This window comes from Pseudomonas sp. H1_F01 (assembly GCF_054681425.1).
Window position 1 is genome coordinate 3121042 of sequence record NZ_CP162823.1, and the last position, 15405, is coordinate 3136446.

The 15405-nt window shown below is 62.2% G+C and carries 11 protein-coding genes; 10 read left to right on the forward strand and 1 reads right to left on the reverse strand.

Going from position 1 to position 15405, the window contains the following annotated elements; genetic code table 11:
- Window positions 1-13 precede the first annotated feature (13 nt).
- From AB4O09_RS14390 to AB4O09_RS14435, 10 genes are all read left to right on the forward strand, one after another.
- A complete protein-coding gene (locus AB4O09_RS14390; RefSeq protein WP_114731222.1) occupies window positions 14-3787 on the forward strand; it encodes a nitrate reductase subunit alpha in 3774 nt (1257 codons plus the stop codon).
- 1 nt (window position 3788) lies between these two features.
- On the forward strand, window positions 3789-5327 hold the full coding sequence (narH, locus tag AB4O09_RS14395) for a nitrate reductase subunit beta (RefSeq protein ID WP_003202449.1): 1539 nt from the start codon (window positions 3789-3791) through the stop codon (window positions 5325-5327).
- Between the two features lie 2 nt (window positions 5328-5329).
- Window positions 5330-6085, forward strand: a complete 756-nt coding sequence (gene narJ / locus AB4O09_RS14400) for a nitrate reductase molybdenum cofactor assembly chaperone (RefSeq protein WP_013693501.1) — start codon at window positions 5330-5332, stop codon at window positions 6083-6085.
- Window positions 6078-6758: a respiratory nitrate reductase subunit gamma gene (gene narI / locus AB4O09_RS14405; RefSeq protein WP_003202444.1), complete on the forward strand. Its 681-nt coding sequence runs from the start codon at window positions 6078-6080 to the stop codon at window positions 6756-6758. The genes narJ and narI overlap by 8 nt, the downstream gene beginning before the upstream one ends.
- Before the next feature lie 10 nt (window positions 6759-6768).
- A complete protein-coding gene (locus tag AB4O09_RS14410) occupies window positions 6769-7737 on the forward strand; it encodes a peptidylprolyl isomerase (protein ID WP_003202442.1) in 969 nt (322 codons plus the stop codon).
- Between the two features lie 25 nt (window positions 7738-7762).
- Window positions 7763-8755 (forward strand): GTP 3',8-cyclase MoaA, encoded by a 993-nt coding sequence (gene moaA / locus AB4O09_RS14415; RefSeq protein ID WP_003202440.1) that lies wholly within the window; start codon window positions 7763-7765, stop codon window positions 8753-8755.
- Between the two features lie 316 nt (window positions 8756-9071).
- Window positions 9072-11087 carry a ribonucleoside triphosphate reductase gene (locus AB4O09_RS14420; RefSeq protein ID WP_123350706.1) on the forward strand — a complete coding sequence of 672 codons (2016 nt, stop codon included), beginning with the start codon at window positions 9072-9074 and terminating at the stop codon, window positions 11085-11087.
- A gap of 31 nt (window positions 11088-11118) precedes the next feature.
- Window positions 11119-11280: an anaerobic ribonucleoside-triphosphate reductase gene (gene nrdD, locus AB4O09_RS14425; RefSeq protein ID WP_003202433.1), complete on the forward strand. Its 162-nt coding sequence runs from the start codon at window positions 11119-11121 to the stop codon at window positions 11278-11280.
- Entirely contained in the window at window positions 11277-11972 is a 696-nt protein-coding gene (locus AB4O09_RS14430) for an anaerobic ribonucleoside-triphosphate reductase activating protein (RefSeq protein ID WP_032833023.1), read from the forward strand. Before nrdD ends, AB4O09_RS14430 begins: the two co-directional genes overlap by 4 nt.
- Before the next feature lie 111 nt (window positions 11973-12083).
- Window positions 12084-13703, forward strand: coding sequence for a methyl-accepting chemotaxis protein (locus AB4O09_RS14435; protein WP_223524507.1), 1620 nt, complete (start codon window positions 12084-12086; stop codon window positions 13701-13703).
- 404 nt (window positions 13704-14107) lie between these two features.
- On the opposite strand, the gene mhpT is transcribed toward AB4O09_RS14435, so the two are convergent.
- Entirely contained in the window at window positions 14108-15331 is a 1224-nt protein-coding gene (gene mhpT, locus AB4O09_RS14440) for a 3-(3-hydroxy-phenyl)propionate transporter MhpT (RefSeq protein ID WP_460108371.1), read from the reverse strand.
- Between the last annotated feature and the right edge of the window lie 74 nt (window positions 15332-15405).

The window sequence follows — 15405 nt, forward strand, 5'->3', positions numbered from 1 at the left end:
AGAGGAACACACTGTGAGTCATTTACTGGATCAACTGCGGTTTTTCAACCGTAAGCAAGGCGAGTTTTCAGACGGGCACGGCGAGACCCGCAAGGAGTCCCGGGACTGGGAGAACGTCTACCGTTCGCGCTGGCAGTACGACAAGATCGTGCGGTCCACCCATGGGGTGAACTGCACCGGTTCGTGCTCGTGGAAAATCTACGTCAAGAACGGCCTGATCACCTGGGAAACCCAGCAGACCGACTATCCGCGTACCCGCAACGATCTGCCCAACCACGAACCACGCGGCTGCCCTCGCGGCGCGAGCTACAGCTGGTACATCTACAGCGCCAACCGGCTCAAGTACCCGAAAATTCGCAAGCCATTGCTCAAGCTGTGGCGTGAAGCCCGGCAGACCCTGCCGCCGGTGGAAGCCTGGGCCAGCATCGTCGAGGACAAGGCCAAGGCCGACTCCTATAAAAGCAAGCGCGGCATGGGTGGCTTCATCCGTTCCAACTGGGAAGAAGTCAACGAGATCATCGCCGCAGCGAACGTCTACACCGTCAAGGAACACGGCCCGGACCGGGTGGTGGGCTTCTCGCCGATCCCGGCCATGTCGATGGTCAGCTACGCCGCCGGCTCGCGTTACCTGTCGTTGATCGGTGGCGTCTGCCTGAGCTTCTATGACTGGTATTGCGACTTGCCGCCAGCGTCGCCGATGGTCTGGGGCGAGCAGACCGACGTGCCGGAATCGGCCGACTGGTACAACTCCAACTACATCATTGCCTGGGGCTCCAACGTTCCGCAGACCCGTACCCCTGACGCCCACTTCTTCACCGAGGTGCGCTACAAGGGCACCAAGACCGTGGCGATCACCCCGGACTATTCGGAAGTCGCCAAGCTCACCGACCTGTGGCTCAACCCCAAGCAGGGCACCGACGCCGCGCTGGCCCAGGCCTTCAACCATGTGATCTTCAAAGAATTCCACCTGGACAAGCCGAGCGTCTATTTCACCGAATACGCCAAGCGCTACACCGACCTGCCGGTACTGGTGATGCTCAAGCCAATGCTCGGCGCCGCACCAGGTGCGGGTTACCAGCCGGACCGTTTCCTGCGGGCCAGCGACCTGACCGACAACCTCGGCCAGGACAACAACCCGGAATGGAAGACCATCGCCCTGGATGCCAGCGGCGAACTGGTTTCGCCCCAAGGCTCCATCGGCTATCGCTGGGGCGAGAAGGGCAAGTGGAACATCCTGCCCCGTGAAGGCGGCGAGGGCCGTGAGATCGACCTCAAGCTGAGCCTGATCGGCGGCGACGTCGCCGAGGTGGCGTTCCCGTACTTCGCTGGCGAAGCCCAGGAGTACTTCCAGCACGTGGCCGGTGACGCGGTGCAGTTCCGGCGGGTGCCGGTGCACAGCGTGGTACTGGCCGACGGCAGCGTGGCGAAAGTCGCCACCGTATTCGACCTGTCGGCGGCCAACCTGGCGATCGACCGTGGCCTGGGCGGCGCCAACGTTGCCAAGGACTATGACGACGCCTCGGTGCCTGGCACCCCGGCCTGGCAGGAGCAGATCACTGGCGTAAGCCGCGAGAAGGCGATCCAGATCGCCCGCGAGTTTGCCGACAACGCCGACAAGACCCGTGGACGCTCGATGATCATCGTCGGTGCGGCGATGAACCACTGGTACCACATGGACATGAACTACCGCGGGCTGATCAACATGCTCATGCTCTGCGGTTGCGTCGGCCAGACCGGCGGCGGCTGGGCCCACTATGTCGGCCAGGAAAAACTCCGTCCGCAATGCGGCTGGCTGCCCCTGGCCTTTGGCCTGGACTGGAACCGTCCGCCACGGCAGATGAACGGCACCAGCTTCTTCTACGGGCACAGTTCGCAATGGCGCCACGAGAAGATGAGCATGCACGATGTGCTCTCGCCCCTGGCCGACAAATCGCAATTTCCCGAGCACGCCCTGGACTACAACATCCGCGCCGAACGGGCCGGCTGGTTGCCGAGCGCACCGCAGCTCAACACCAACCCGCTGCACATCTGCCGCGATGCCGCCGCCGCGGGCATGGACCCCAAGGACTACGTGGTCAAGTCGCTGCAGGACGGTTCGCTGCGCTTTGCCTGCGAGCAACCGGACAGCCCGGTGAACTTCCCGCGCAACATGTTCATCTGGCGTTCCAACCTGCTGGGCTCCTCGGGCAAGGGCCACGAGTACATGCTCAAGTACCTGCTGGGCACCAAGAACGGCGTGATGAACGAAGACATCGGCCATAGCACCGAGTGCAAGCCCACCGAAGCCGAATGGGTCGACGAGGGCGCCATTGGCAAGCTCGATCTGGTGACCACCCTGGACTTCCGCATGTCCTCGACCTGCGTGTATTCCGACATCGTCTTGCCGACCGCCACCTGGTACGAAAAAGACGACATGAACACCTCGGACATGCACCCGTTCATTCACCCACTGTCGGCCGCCATCGATCCGGCCTGGGAGTCGCGTTCGGACTGGGAAATCTACAAGGGCATCGCCAAGGCGTTTTCCGCCATGTCGGTCGGCCACCTGGGTGTCGAGAAAGACCTGGTCACCGTACCGCTGATGCACGACAGCGTCGGCGAACTGGCCCAGCCATTCGGCGGCACCGACTGGAAAAGTGCCGGTGTGGCGCCGGTCCCAGGCAAGAACGCGCCGAACCTGCAAGTGGTGGAACGCGACTACCCGAACATCTACAAGCAGTTCACCTCCCTGGGCCCGATGCTGGAAAAACTCGGCAACGGCGGCAAGGGCATCAACTGGAACACCGACACTGAAGTTAAATTCCTTGGCGAACTGAACCACAAGGAAGTCGAGGCGGGTATCAGCCAAGGGCGGCCAAAAATCGACAGCGCCATTGATGCTGCCGAAGTGATCCTGTCCCTGGCGCCGGAAACCAACGGCCATGTCGCGGTGAAAGCCTGGGCAGCGCTGTCGGAATTCACCGGCATCGACCACAGCCACCTGGCGGTGTCCAAGGAGCACGAGGCGATTCGCTTCCGTGACATCCAGGCCCAGCCACGCAAGATCATTTCCAGCCCGACCTGGTCTGGCCTGGAAGACGATCACGTGAGCTACAACGCTGGCTACACCAACGTCCATGAGTCGATCCCATGGCGCACCATCACCGGTCGCCAGCAGTTCTACCAGGATCACCCGTGGATGCAGGCGTTCGGCGAGCAACTGATGAGCTATCGGCCACCGGTCAACACCCGCACCATCGCCGGCGTGAAGGGCAAGCGCAGCAATGGCGAGACCGAGATCGTCCTGAACTGGATCACCCCGCACCAGAAGTGGGGTATCCACAGCACCTACAGCGACAACCTGCTGATGCTGACCTTGAGCCGTGGCGGACCGATTGTCTGGCTCTCGGAAATCGACGCCAAGCGCGCCGGTATCGAGGACAACGACTGGATCGAATGCTTCAACGTCAACGGCGCGCTGACCGCCCGTGCGGTGGTCAGCCAACGGGTCAAGGAAGGCATGGTGATGATGTATCACGCCCAGGAACGGATCGTGAACGTGCCGGGTTCGGAAACCACCAAGACCCGTGGCGGCCACCACAACTCGGTGACCCGCGTGGTGCTCAAGCCCACCCACATGATTGGCGGCTACGCCCAACAGGCCTACGGCTTCAACTATTACGGCACGGTCGGTTGCAACCGCGACGAATTCGTCGTGGTGCGCAAGATGGTCAAGGTCGATTGGCTCGATGGTTCCAGTGGCGATGATTTGCCGCGTCCACTGCCGACTGATATCGAGGAGAACTGAGATGAAGATTCGCTCACAAATCGGCATGGTCCTTAACCTGGACAAATGCATCGGCTGCCACACCTGCTCGATTACCTGCAAGAACGTCTGGACCAGCCGCGAAGGCATGGAATACGCCTGGTTCAACAACGTCGAATCCAAGCCTGGCATCGGCTATCCCAAGGAGTGGGAAAACCAGGACAAGTGGAAAGGCGGCTGGATCCGCAACGCTGACGGTTCGATCAACCCGCGCATCGGCGGCAAGTTCCGCGTGCTGGCGAACATCTTCGCCAACCCGGACCTGCCGAGCCTGGACGATTACTACGAGCCGTTCGACTTCGACTACCAGCACCTGCACACCGCACCGCTGGGCGAGCACCAGCCCACCGCGCGACCACGCTCGGTGGTGTCCGGCAAGCGCATGCAGAAAATCGAATGGGGCCCGAACTGGGAGGAAATCCTCGGCACTGAATTCGCCAAGCGGCGCAAGGACAAGAACTTCGACAAGATCCAGGCGGACATCTACGGCGAGTACGAAAACACTTTCATGATGTACCTGCCGCGCCTGTGCGAGCACTGCCTGAACCCGGCGTGCGCGGCGTCGTGCCCGAGCGGAGCGATCTACAAGCGCGAAGAGGACGGCATCGTCCTGATCGACCAGGAGAAGTGCCGCGGCTGGCGCATGTGCATCAGCGGCTGCCCGTACAAGAAGATCTACTTCAACTGGAAGAGCGGCAAGTCGGAAAAATGCATCTTCTGCTACCCGCGCATCGAAGCCGGGATGCCGACCGTCTGCGCTGAAACCTGCGTTGGCCGCATCCGTTACCTCGGCGTGTTGCTGTATGACGCCGATCGCATCAGCGAAGTGGCAAGCACCGCCAATGAGCAGGACCTGTACGAGAAACAACTGGAGATCTTCCTCGACCCGAACGACCCGGCGGTGATTCGCCAGGCCCTGGCCGATGGCGTGCCGCAGTCGGTGATCGATTCGGCGCAACGCTCGCCGGTCTACAAAATGGCCGTGGACTGGAAACTCGCACTGCCGCTGCACCCGGAATACCGCACCTTGCCAATGGTCTGGTACGTGCCGCCACTGTCGCCGATCCAGAACGCTGCCACGGCCGGCACCGTGGGCATGAACGGGGTGATCCCGGACGTCGACAGCCTGCGTATCCCGCTGCGCTACCTGGCGAACATGCTCACCGCCGGTGATGAAAAGCCGGTCAAGCTTGCGCTGAAACGCTTGCTGGCGATGCGTGCCTACAAGCGTTCCGAGCAGGTCGACGGCGTGCAGGACCTGCAAGTGCTGGCCGACGTCGGCTTGAGCGTGAACCAGGTGGAAGAGATGTACCGCTACCTGGCCATCGCCAACTACGAAGACCGTTTCGTTGTGCCAAGCGCCCACCGCGAAGACGCCATGAGCGACGCGTTCGCCGAGCGTTCCGGGTGCGGTTTCAGCTTTGGCAGCGGTTGCAGTGGCAGCTCCGACACCAACATGTTCGGTGGCAAGAAGGCCAACCGCCGCGACGTGATCAAAACCGTGCAGTTGTGGGAGGAATGAGCATGCGCATTCTCAAGGTGATTTCGTTGCTGCTCGACTACCCGACCGAGACCCTGGTGGCCGGTCGGGATGAGCTGGAACAAGCGATTCTCCAAACGCGGGAAATCAGTCCGAACCAGCGCGCCGGGTTGTTCGAGTTGCTGGAGGTGATCTGCGGCAAGGACCTGATGGATGGCCAGGAGCACTACGGTGCTCTGTTCGGCCGCGGTCGCTCGCTGTCGCTGCTGCTGTTCGAACATGTCCATGGCGAATCCCGCGACCGGGGCCAGGCCATGGTCGACATGATGGCCCAGTACGAAGAGGCCGGTTTCGCCATCGGCGTCAAGGAACTGCCCGACTACATCCCGCTGTACCTGGAGTTTCTGTCCACCCGCGAAGACCTCGAGGCCCGCGAGGGCCTGGCCGATGTCGCGCACCTGCTGGCCTTGCTCGCGGCGCGCCTGGACGAGCGTGAAAGCGCCTACGCCAGTTGCTTCCGGGCCTTGCTGCAAATCGCCGGGGCCGAGCCCCAGGTGGCCGTGGCCGAGTTGCGTGAGCAAGTGAAGGCCGAACCACGGGACGACTCCCTCGAAGCCCTGGACAAGATCTGGGAAGAAGAGGCAGTGGATTTCATGAAGGCCGAACAGCAGGACCGTTGCAGTTCACTGCCCAGCGCGCCGGGCAAGGCGCGGGACGAAAGTGCGGTGCCGCTGCACTGGGTGGATTTTCAGCATGAAGGGCTGGCCGCAGCGCCAGCCGGGGAGGTGGGCAATGTCTAAATGGGATCTGTTGTTGTTCGGGGTCTACCCCTATGTCGCCTTGGCGATTTGCCTGCTTGGCAGTTGGGCACGCTTTGATCTGTCCCAGTACACCTGGAAGGCAGGTTCCAGCCAGATGCTGAACAAGCGTGGCATGCGCGTGGCCAGCAACCTGTTTCACATCGGTGTGCTGTTCGTGCTGGCCGGGCACTTCGTCGGCCTGCTGACACCCTCGGCGATCTACCACCATGTGCTGAGCACCGAGAACAAGCAGTTGCTGGCGATGGTTTCCGGCGGTTTCTTCGGCGTACTGGGCCTGATCGGCCTGGTGATGCTGCTCAACCGTCGCCTGACCGACCCACGGGTTCGCGCCACCTCCAATGTCTCGGACATCCTCGTGCTGGTGGTGCTGCTGGTGCAACTGGTACTGGGGCTGATGACCATCGTGGCGTCCACCGCCCATATGGACGGCTCGGTGATGGTGATGCTGGCCGATTGGGCCCAGAACACCGTGCTGTTGCGTCCGGTCGACGCCGCTACCTCGATAGCGCCGGTGGGCCTGGTCTACAAGCTCCACGTGGTGCTGGGCCTGACCCTGTTCGTGCTGTTCCCGTTCACCCGTCTGGTCCATATCGTCAGTGCGCCGGTCTGGTACCTGGGGCGTCGTTATCAAATCGTTCGGCAGAAGTTTTGAGGAGAAGATCATGGCGAGTGGATGCGGATGTGGCGGTAGTGGTGGCGGCAGCGGCGGCTGCGGTTCTTCGGCAAAAGCGGCACCGGTGATCGCGCCGCTGGCCGATGCCGAACCGGCGGGGGCGGTGCAGTTCGAGCCGGCCCAGGCCGGGCCGGTGGCGGAGGATGAAGCGCCACAGTTGATTGCCAGCAGTGAGCAAGAGTGGCCGATCATCAGCGTCAACGGGGTGTCGGTCACCCCGCAGGCGATGGCCCAGGAGCTGCAATATCACCCGGCTGACAGTCGCGAGGATGCGGTCTACCAGGCCGCTCGGGCGCTGGTGATTCGCGAATTGCTCCAGCAGCGTATCGCCGAGCTTGGCCTGGCGTTGCAGGTCGGTGCCGGGGAAAACGAAGAGGAGGCGGCGACGCGGTTGTTGCTCGAACGCGAGGTGCTGGTGCCACAGTGCGACGAGGCCACCTGCCTGCGTTATTACGAAAGCAACCGGGCGCGCTTTCACAGCGCACCGTTGCTGGCGGTGCGGCACATCCTGCTCGAGTGTGCGCCGGACGATGCCGAGGCGCGCAGCCTGGCCCATGTACAGGCCGAGCTGCTGCTGGAGCGGCTGGACCAGTTCCCGGGCAGTTTTGCCGAGTTGGCGCTGAAGCATTCGGCGTGTCCATCCAAGGAGCAGGGCGGCTCGCTGGGGCAGATCAGCAAGGGCCAGACCGTGCCTGAACTGGAGCGCCAGTTGTTCACCCTGCCGGCGGGCCTGGCTGGTAAACCGCTGGAAAGTCGTTACGGCTGGCACGTGATCAGCATCGACCAGCGAATCGATGGCCAGCCATTGCCGTATGAGGCAGTGGCGACGGCGATTCGTACCCAGTTGCAGCAGGGCGTGTGGCAAAAAGCGCTGGTGCAGTACCTGCAAACCCTGATCGGTGCGGCGGATATTCGCGGCATTCACCTTCAGGGCGCCGACTCGCCGCTGGTGCAGTGAACACGGGCTCAATCGGGAGATCTTCATGAACGCGGTGTTGCAGGACGGATTTGGGCGCCAGATCGATTATTTGCGGATGTCGGTGACCGATCGTTGTGATTTTCGTTGTGTGTATTGCATGGCGAAAAACATGACTTTCCTGCCGCGTCAGCAAGTGTTAACCCTGGAGGAGTTGCAGCGCCTGGCGCGGCTGTTCGTCGGCCTGGGGGTGAAGAAAATCCGCCTGACCGGTGGTGAGCCGCTGATCCGTCCAGGCATCGTCGGGCTGTGTCGCGAGATCGCGGCATTGCCCGGCCTGCGGGAACTGGTGATGACCAGCAACGGCTCGCAGCTGGGGCGACTGGCCCAGCCGTTGGTCGAGGCCGGGGTCAAGCGCATGAACATCAGCCTCGACAGCCTGGACGGCGATCGTTTTCGGGCGATCACCCGCAACGGCAACCTGGACCAGGTGCTGGCCGGCATCGAAGCGGCGAAGGTCGCCGGGTTCGAGCGGATCAAGCTCAACTGCGTGGTGATGAAAGGGCGCAACTTCGATGAAGTCCCGGCGTTGGTGCAATACGCCATTGAGCAGCGCATCGACATCAGCTTCATCGAGGAAATGCCGCTGGGGGAGGTCGGGCGTTCCCGGGGCGAGTCGTTCTGTTCCAGCGATGAGGTACGGGCCGAAATCGCCCGCCATCACCGGCTGCTCGACAGCACCGAAAACAGCGGCGGGCCAGCGCGCTATGTGCGCCTGGAGCGTCATCCGGACACCCGGATCGGTTTCATTTCGCCCAACACCCACAACTTCTGCGCCAGTTGCAACCGCGTGCGCATGACCGTCGAAGGGCGCTTGCTGTTGTGCCTGGGACAAGAGGACTCCCTCGACCTTCGCGGCTTGCTGCGGCGTTATCCGCTGGACGACCAACCGGTGATCCAGGCGGTGCAACGGGCGTTGCGTGGCAAGCCACTGCGCCATGACTTCAACCCGGGTGGGGAAGTGCAGATCGTGCGGTTCATGAACATGAGTGGGGGGTGAGCAGTACACAGGTCCCACAAAGGGACCTGTGGTGGATACAGACCTTGCAGTCACCCCGAAACCAATGTGGGAGCGAGCTTGCTCGCGATGACGGTGGGTCAGCTTGCATTGATGTTGAATGTGCTGGCCTCTTCGCGAGCAAGCCCGCTCCCACAGGGGATCTATGGTGCTTGCAAAAATGACTTTTCGAGCCTGAATGTGGGTCGCTTCCGATTCTTGATGTCGATCAATTGCAACCCTGCCTTTTGCCCGTACTCTCCACTGCATATTGTGTTTGAAGATCTCAAAAAGCCTATATGTAGTGTCTGGAGCCAAAATGCGAAGCACGTTGATCTCAGTAGGGTGTAACCGCTTGCACAAGCGCGATGGCAGTGTGGTTGCCTTTGATGCGGACAAGATCCGCCAGGCGTTGATCGCCGCTGGCAAGGCCACCGGCGAATATGCCGAAGTCGAGGCCGAGGCGTTGCTGGAGGCGGTGTTGGCGCGGTTGGAAGGGCAGACGCGGTTGAACGTCGAGCAGATCCAGGACCGTGTCGAACGGGTACTGATGGACGCCGGTTTCTTTCTCTCCATGCGCGCCTACATCGTGTATCGCGAGCAACACGGACGCCTGCGTCGGGATCGTCGCACACTGGTGGAAGTCGCCACGTCGATGAACGAATACCTGGACCGCGAAGACTGGCGTGTGCAGGCCAACGCCAACCAGGGGTATTCCCTCGGCGGGTTGATCCTCAACGTTTCGGGCAAGGTCACCGCCAACTACTGGCTCGACGAGGTCTACAGCCAGGCCATCGGCGAGGCGCACCGCGAGGCTGACCTGCATATCCACGACCTGGACATGCTCGCCGGCTACTGTGCCGGCTGGTCCTTGCGCACCTTGTTGCACGAAGGCCTCAACGGCGTGCCGGGGCGGGTCGAGGCCGGGCCTCCCAAGCATCTGAGCAGTGCCCTGGGGCAGATGGTTAATTTTCTTGGCACTCTGCAGAACGAATGGGCCGGCGCCCAGGCGTTCAGCTCGTTCGACACTTATCTCGCGCCCTATGTGCGCAAGGACCAGCTCAGCTACGACGAAGTCCGCCAGTCGTTGCAGGAGTTCATCTACAACCTCAACGTGCCGTCGCGCTGGGGCACGCAAACCCCGTTCACCAACCTGACGTTCGACTGGGTCTGCCCACAGGATCTGCGCGAACAGATCCCGATCATCGGCGGCGAAGAGATGCCGTTCGCCTACGGTGACCTGCAAACGGAAATGGAGCTGATCAACCGCGCCTACATCGAGGTGATGCAGGCCGGCGATGCGAAAGGCCGGGTGTTCACCTTCCCGATCCCGACCTACAACATCACCCACGACTTCCCGTGGGACAGCGAGAACGCCGACCGGCTGTTCGAAATGACTGCCCGCTACGGCTTGCCGTATTTCCAGAACTTCCTCAATTCGGACATGCAACCCAATCAGGTGCGGTCGATGTGCTGCCGCTTGCAACTGGACGTGCGCGAGTTGCTCAAGCGTGGCGGCGGGCTGTTCGGCTCGGCGGAACAGACCGGTTCCCTGGGCGTGGTGACGATCAACTGCGCCCGCCTGGGCTATCTGTACAAGGGCGACACCAGTGCGTTGCTGCAACGCATCGATACCCTGATGGAACTGGCGAAAGAGAGCCTGGAGGTCAAGCGCAAGGTCATCCAGCATCATATGGATGCCGGTTTGTACCCCTACACCAAGCGCTACCTGGGCACCTTGCGCAATCACTTCTCCACCATCGGCGTGAATGGTCTGCACGAAATGCTGCGCAATTTCACCGATGACCAGCAAGGCCTGCACACCGAGCAAGGCCGGGAATTCGCCCTGAAACTGCTGGATCACGTGCGGGCCACGCTGTTGCGATTCCAGGAGGAAACCGGCCACCTCTACAACCTCGAAGCCACGCCTGCCGAGGGCACCACGTACCGCTTCGCCAAGGAAGACCTCAAGCGCTACCCGGACATCTTGCAGGCCGGCAGCCCGGTCGCACCGTACTACACCAACTCGTCGCAACTACCGGTGGGCTTCACCGAAGATCCGTTCGAAGCCCTGGAGCTGCAAGACGAACTGCAATGCAAATACACCGGCGGCACCGTGTTGCACCTGTACATGGCCGAGCAGATTTCCTCCACGCAGGCCTGCAAGCAGTTGGTGCGCAAGGCCCTGGGACGTTTCCGCCTGCCGTACCTGACCATCACGCCGACCTTTTCCATCTGCCCGGTGCACGGTTACCTGGCCGGCGAACACGAGTTTTGCCCCAAATGCGACGAGGCCTTGCTGCTGCAACAACAGCGCCAGGGCAGCGTTCACTGATCCGATCCATCGACCGCAAGGAGCTTCACCCATGAATGCATCGCAAAGCCTTCCACAAGCACAGCGTCAACGTTGCGAAGTCTGGACCCGAGTGATGGGTTATCACCGTCCGGTGGCGGCCTTCAACCCAGGCAAGCAGTCCGAGCACCGCGAGCGGGTGCACTTCACCGAACGCGCGGCCGGGCGTCCATGAGTCGAGTGCTACGGGTCGGGGGCATGGTGCCCCTGACCACACTCGATTATCCGGGCCAACTGGCGTGCGTGCTGTTTTGCCAGGGCTGTGCCTGGCGTTGTCGTTATTGCCATAACCCGCAACTGATCCCGCCGCGCGGTAGCGAGGAGGTGGATTGGTGCCGGGTATTGGCGTTCCTGCAACGCCGTCAGGATCTGCTCGACGCCGTGGTGTTCAGCGGCGGTGAGCCAACCTTGCAGGACGGCCTGGCGCCGGCCATGGAGCAAGTGCGGCAGATGGGCTTTCGCATCGGCCTGCACAGCGCCGGCATCAAGCCGGCGGCCTTCGCCAAAGTGGTCGGGCTTGCCGACTGGGTGGGTTTCGACGTCAAGGCCTTGCCCGAGGATGCCCTGGACGTGACCCGGGTCGAAGGCAGCGGTGCCGCCAACTGGCGCAGCCTCGACCACCTGCTGGCCAGCGGCGTGGATTATGAATGTCGCACAACGGTGCACTGGCACCTGTTCGACCCCGAGCGGTTGCTGACCCTGGCCCGACGCTTGAGCGAACGCGGCGTCACACGGTTCGCCGTACAACTGGTGCGCACCGCGCGGATGCTCGATCCCCACCTTTCCAGCGTTTCGGCACAAGCCTTGCAACCTGAGCTGTGGGCCGCCATGCGCGAGTTGTTCCCCTCGTTCGTCTTACGCAGTTGAGCGAGCGCCGGGATGAACGACCGACAGCGGCCCGGGATGACTGGGCCGCACTTTTTCAAGGTTTTCAAATGCGCTGCCAACCGGCAGGTAGTTGAACAGGGAGCATTTGATATGACCAGACTCACCACTGCCCAACGCATCGTGATCGGCTTTGCCATCGCCCCACTGGCCTTGATCGCCTTGGCGCTTTACGCCTTGAGCGACCTGGCGATGCTGCGCGACCAGGCCGAGCAGATCGTCAGGCAGGATTGGCCGAAGATCGACCCGATCATGGTGATCGCCACGGGCGTGCGCGATAACGCCAGGAATACCCGGGACTTGTTGATCGACAAGAACAACGCGCAAGTCCAGCAATCCATCGACGCCACCCGGCAGCGGATTACCCAGGCCTTCGCCACGCTGGAGCCGTTGTTCGATCAGCCTGAAGGCAAGGCCGCGTATGCCGAGTTGAAAAAGCGTCGCGAGGCCTATGTGGCGGCTTTCGTCCAGGTGCAGGCGTTGATCCGCCAGGGCGCGACGGAGGAGGCGATGACGCAGCTCAAGCAAGGGGTGATTCCGGCGGAGCTTGAGGTGTACAAAAGCCTCGAAGGGATCATGGCGATGCAGGGCAAGGTCTTTGTCGAACGTGAACAGCAGGCCCAGGCACGCTACAACGATGCGCGGCGCAACATGTTGGCGTTGGTGCTGGCTTGCCTGGCCCTGGTAACGACCGTGGCGGTCCTGGTGACCCGCAGCGTGACTCGTCCCCTGGGCGGTGAACCGAATGACGCGGCGCGGCTGCTTAATCTCATCGCCCAGGGCGACCTGACGATCCGCGTGCCCGTGGGCGTTGGCGCCAATGACAGCGTGATGAGCAACATGCACGACATGCAGCAGAGCCTCAACAGCATGGTCCGGCACATTGCGGCCTCGGTGGATCGGGTGGCCAGTTCCTCCGAAGAACTGAGCGCGGTGAGCAGCCAGACCAGCAGCACCTTGCAGTTGCAAGGGCATGAAATCGAACAGGCTGCCGCGGCCGTGAACCAGATGACCGCTGCGGTGGATGAAGTGGCGCGCAATGCGGTGAGCACCAGCGAAGCCTCGCGAGTGTCCGAGCAAACGGCCCAGCGCGGTCGTGAACAGGTCCAGGAAACGGTGGCTTCCATTACCGCGCTGGCCGAAGGTGTGACGGACAGTTCCGGGCGAATCCAGCAATTGGCCGGGCGGGTCCAGGACATCAGTTCGGTGCTGGACGTGATCCGCAGCATCGCCGAACAGACCAATCTCCTGGCACTGAACGCCGCCATCGAAGCCGCCCGCGCCGGTGATGCCGGGCGTGGTTTTGCAGTGGTGGCCGATGAAGTCCGGGCGTTGGCCCATCGGACCCAGGATTCGACTCGGGAAATCGAGGGCATGATCGGTAACATCCGCCTGGACAGCGGGCATGCGGTGAGCTCCATGCAGAACAACAGCGAACTGGTGCAAGCCACGCTGCTAGTGGCCCAGCGCTCCGGCGATGCCCTGGATGAAATCGCCCATTCGATCTCGCAGATCAACGAGCGCAACCTGATGATCGCCAGCGCCACGGAACAGCAGGCGCTGGTGGCGCGAGAGGTGGATCGTAACCTGGTGGGCATTCGCAACCTGTCCGAACAAGTCATGCTGGGCGCCCGGCATACCGATACGGCGGGCCAGGACCTGGCGCAGATGGCCGGGTCACTGCATGAGACGGTGGCGCGGTTCAAGGTCTAGATCGCTTACTGCAGGGCGAGATGTCCGCAGAAGTCGTGTTCACCTGAACCCCCTGTGGGAGCGAGCTTGCTCGCGATAGCGGAGGGTCAGCTAGTAGTGATGTTGGCTGTGCCGACGTCATCGCGAGCAAGCTCGCTCCCACAGGAGGAACGCGATCACCCAGAACCAGGTCGGCTATAAGGCCGCCTCGAGGTAGCCGCGCTGGGCCATGATGGCCCTTCGCGGCGGCCCACGGAGCAATGCCTTCGTTCAGGCACACCGAGCCTAGGCGAGGTGCCGAGTGGTGGGGCAGAAGCGCTTTGGTTACTTTCGACTGGGCCGGCTTCCGGGCTTTTCGAAAGTGACCCGCCGTAAGGGCGGAACCATAAGCCGCCGTTACCCAAAAAACGGATATTCACACCAAGTCAGGAGTTCCCAGCGACCTGCTCAGAAGCACCCAATCGAGGCCCGGCCGAATAACGAACCACACTAAGAACAGCCAACGTCGCAACCACCAACCCAGGCGAAGTCGCCAGCAATACGGCCGTGGTCCCACCCCCTGCGGCCAGGATCTGCCCTGCAGCCAGAGGCCCGGCCACCGACCCTAGGCGTCCGATGGCCACCGCCGCACCAACCCCCGTCGCACGTACGGTCGTAGGGTAGGAGGGCGGAGCCAAGGCGTAGAGGACCAACTGCGCAGCCATGACAAACAACCCAGCGGCGAACCCGGCAATGGCCATCGGCACGATACCGACCGACAACCCGACCCCGGCCAGGGCGCTCAGCAGACCGGCATAGACGAACAGCACCACCTTGATGCCATTGCAACGGTCCAGCAACAGGCCGCCGAGCAACGAGCCAAGAGCACCGCCGATGTTGAACAGCATCTGCACCAGTCCGGCCTGGGGTTTGCTGAAGCCCTGCTCCAGCAGCAACGATGGCAGCCAGTTGAGCAACATGTACATCACCGTCAGGGTGAAGAAATAACTCAGCCACAGCGCCAAGGTGGTGCGGCCGCGACCTTCACCGAACAGCGCCTGGGCGGTGGAGCCGCGCGATGAGCCGCCATCCTGCGCCTGGCGAAAGACGCTCGATTCGGGGAGCCACAGGAGCATCAGCGGGACCACCAGCAAGGGCGCGAGCCCACCGATGAAAAACGTCATCTGCCAGTGCTCGCCAAACAACATGGCGACCACTGCCGCCAATGCACCACCCAACGGAACGCCGGCATACATCACGCTGATAGCCGTGCCCCGGCGCTGCTCGCCCACGGCTTCGGCGCACAGGGCAATGAGGTTGGGCAGGGCGGCGCCCAAGCCCAGGCCGGTCATGAAACGCACCAGCAAGAGGCTGGAGAAGTGTTCGACATAAGCGGTGCTGAGGGAAAACACGCCGAACAGCAAGACAGCGGCGACGAGGATTTTCTTGCGACCGATGCGATCAGCGATCCAGCCACCGAAGAACGCACCTGGCAACAGCCCTATGATCCCGGCGCTGAATACCCAACCCATCATTTTCGGGTCGAGGGCAAACGTCTGTCGCAGACCTGCAGCTGCGGTACCGGCTGACTGAAGGTCGAAACCCTCGATCAGCGCGACAATGAAACACAAGGCGATGGTCAGCGTCGCACGACGCGCCGGACGGTTCATGGCAAATCCTCTTATTGTTTTTGTGAGGGACACCGGCTCGGAGGATAGCCGGTAGGTGCATTTAAGATTAACAA

What these genes read in the sequence shown, in the direction of transcription:
- narH (WP_003202449.1), top strand. Translation starts at nt 3,789, where the DNA reads ATGAAGATTCGCTCACAAATCGGCATGGTCCTTAACCTGGACAAATGC.
- narJ (WP_013693501.1), top strand. Translation starts at nt 5,330, where the DNA reads ATGCGCATTCTCAAGGTGATTTCGTTGCTGCTCGACTACCCGACCGAG.
- narI (WP_003202444.1), top strand. Translation starts at nt 6,078, where the DNA reads ATGTCTAAATGGGATCTGTTGTTGTTCGGGGTCTACCCCTATGTCGCC.
- AB4O09_RS14410 (WP_003202442.1), top strand. Translation starts at nt 6,769, where the DNA reads ATGGCGAGTGGATGCGGATGTGGCGGTAGTGGTGGCGGCAGCGGCGGC.
- moaA (WP_003202440.1), top strand. Translation starts at nt 7,763, where the DNA reads ATGAACGCGGTGTTGCAGGACGGATTTGGGCGCCAGATCGATTATTTG.
- AB4O09_RS14420 (WP_123350706.1), top strand. Translation starts at nt 9,072, where the DNA reads ATGCGAAGCACGTTGATCTCAGTAGGGTGTAACCGCTTGCACAAGCGC.
- nrdD (WP_003202433.1), top strand. Translation starts at nt 11,119, where the DNA reads ATGAATGCATCGCAAAGCCTTCCACAAGCACAGCGTCAACGTTGCGAA.
- AB4O09_RS14430 (WP_032833023.1), top strand. Translation starts at nt 11,277, where the DNA reads ATGAGTCGAGTGCTACGGGTCGGGGGCATGGTGCCCCTGACCACACTC.
- AB4O09_RS14435 (WP_223524507.1), top strand. Translation starts at nt 12,084, where the DNA reads ATGACCAGACTCACCACTGCCCAACGCATCGTGATCGGCTTTGCCATC.
- mhpT (WP_460108371.1), bottom strand. Translation starts at nt 15,331, where the DNA reads ATGAACCGTCCGGCGCGTCGTGCGACGCTGACCATCGCCTTGTGTTTC.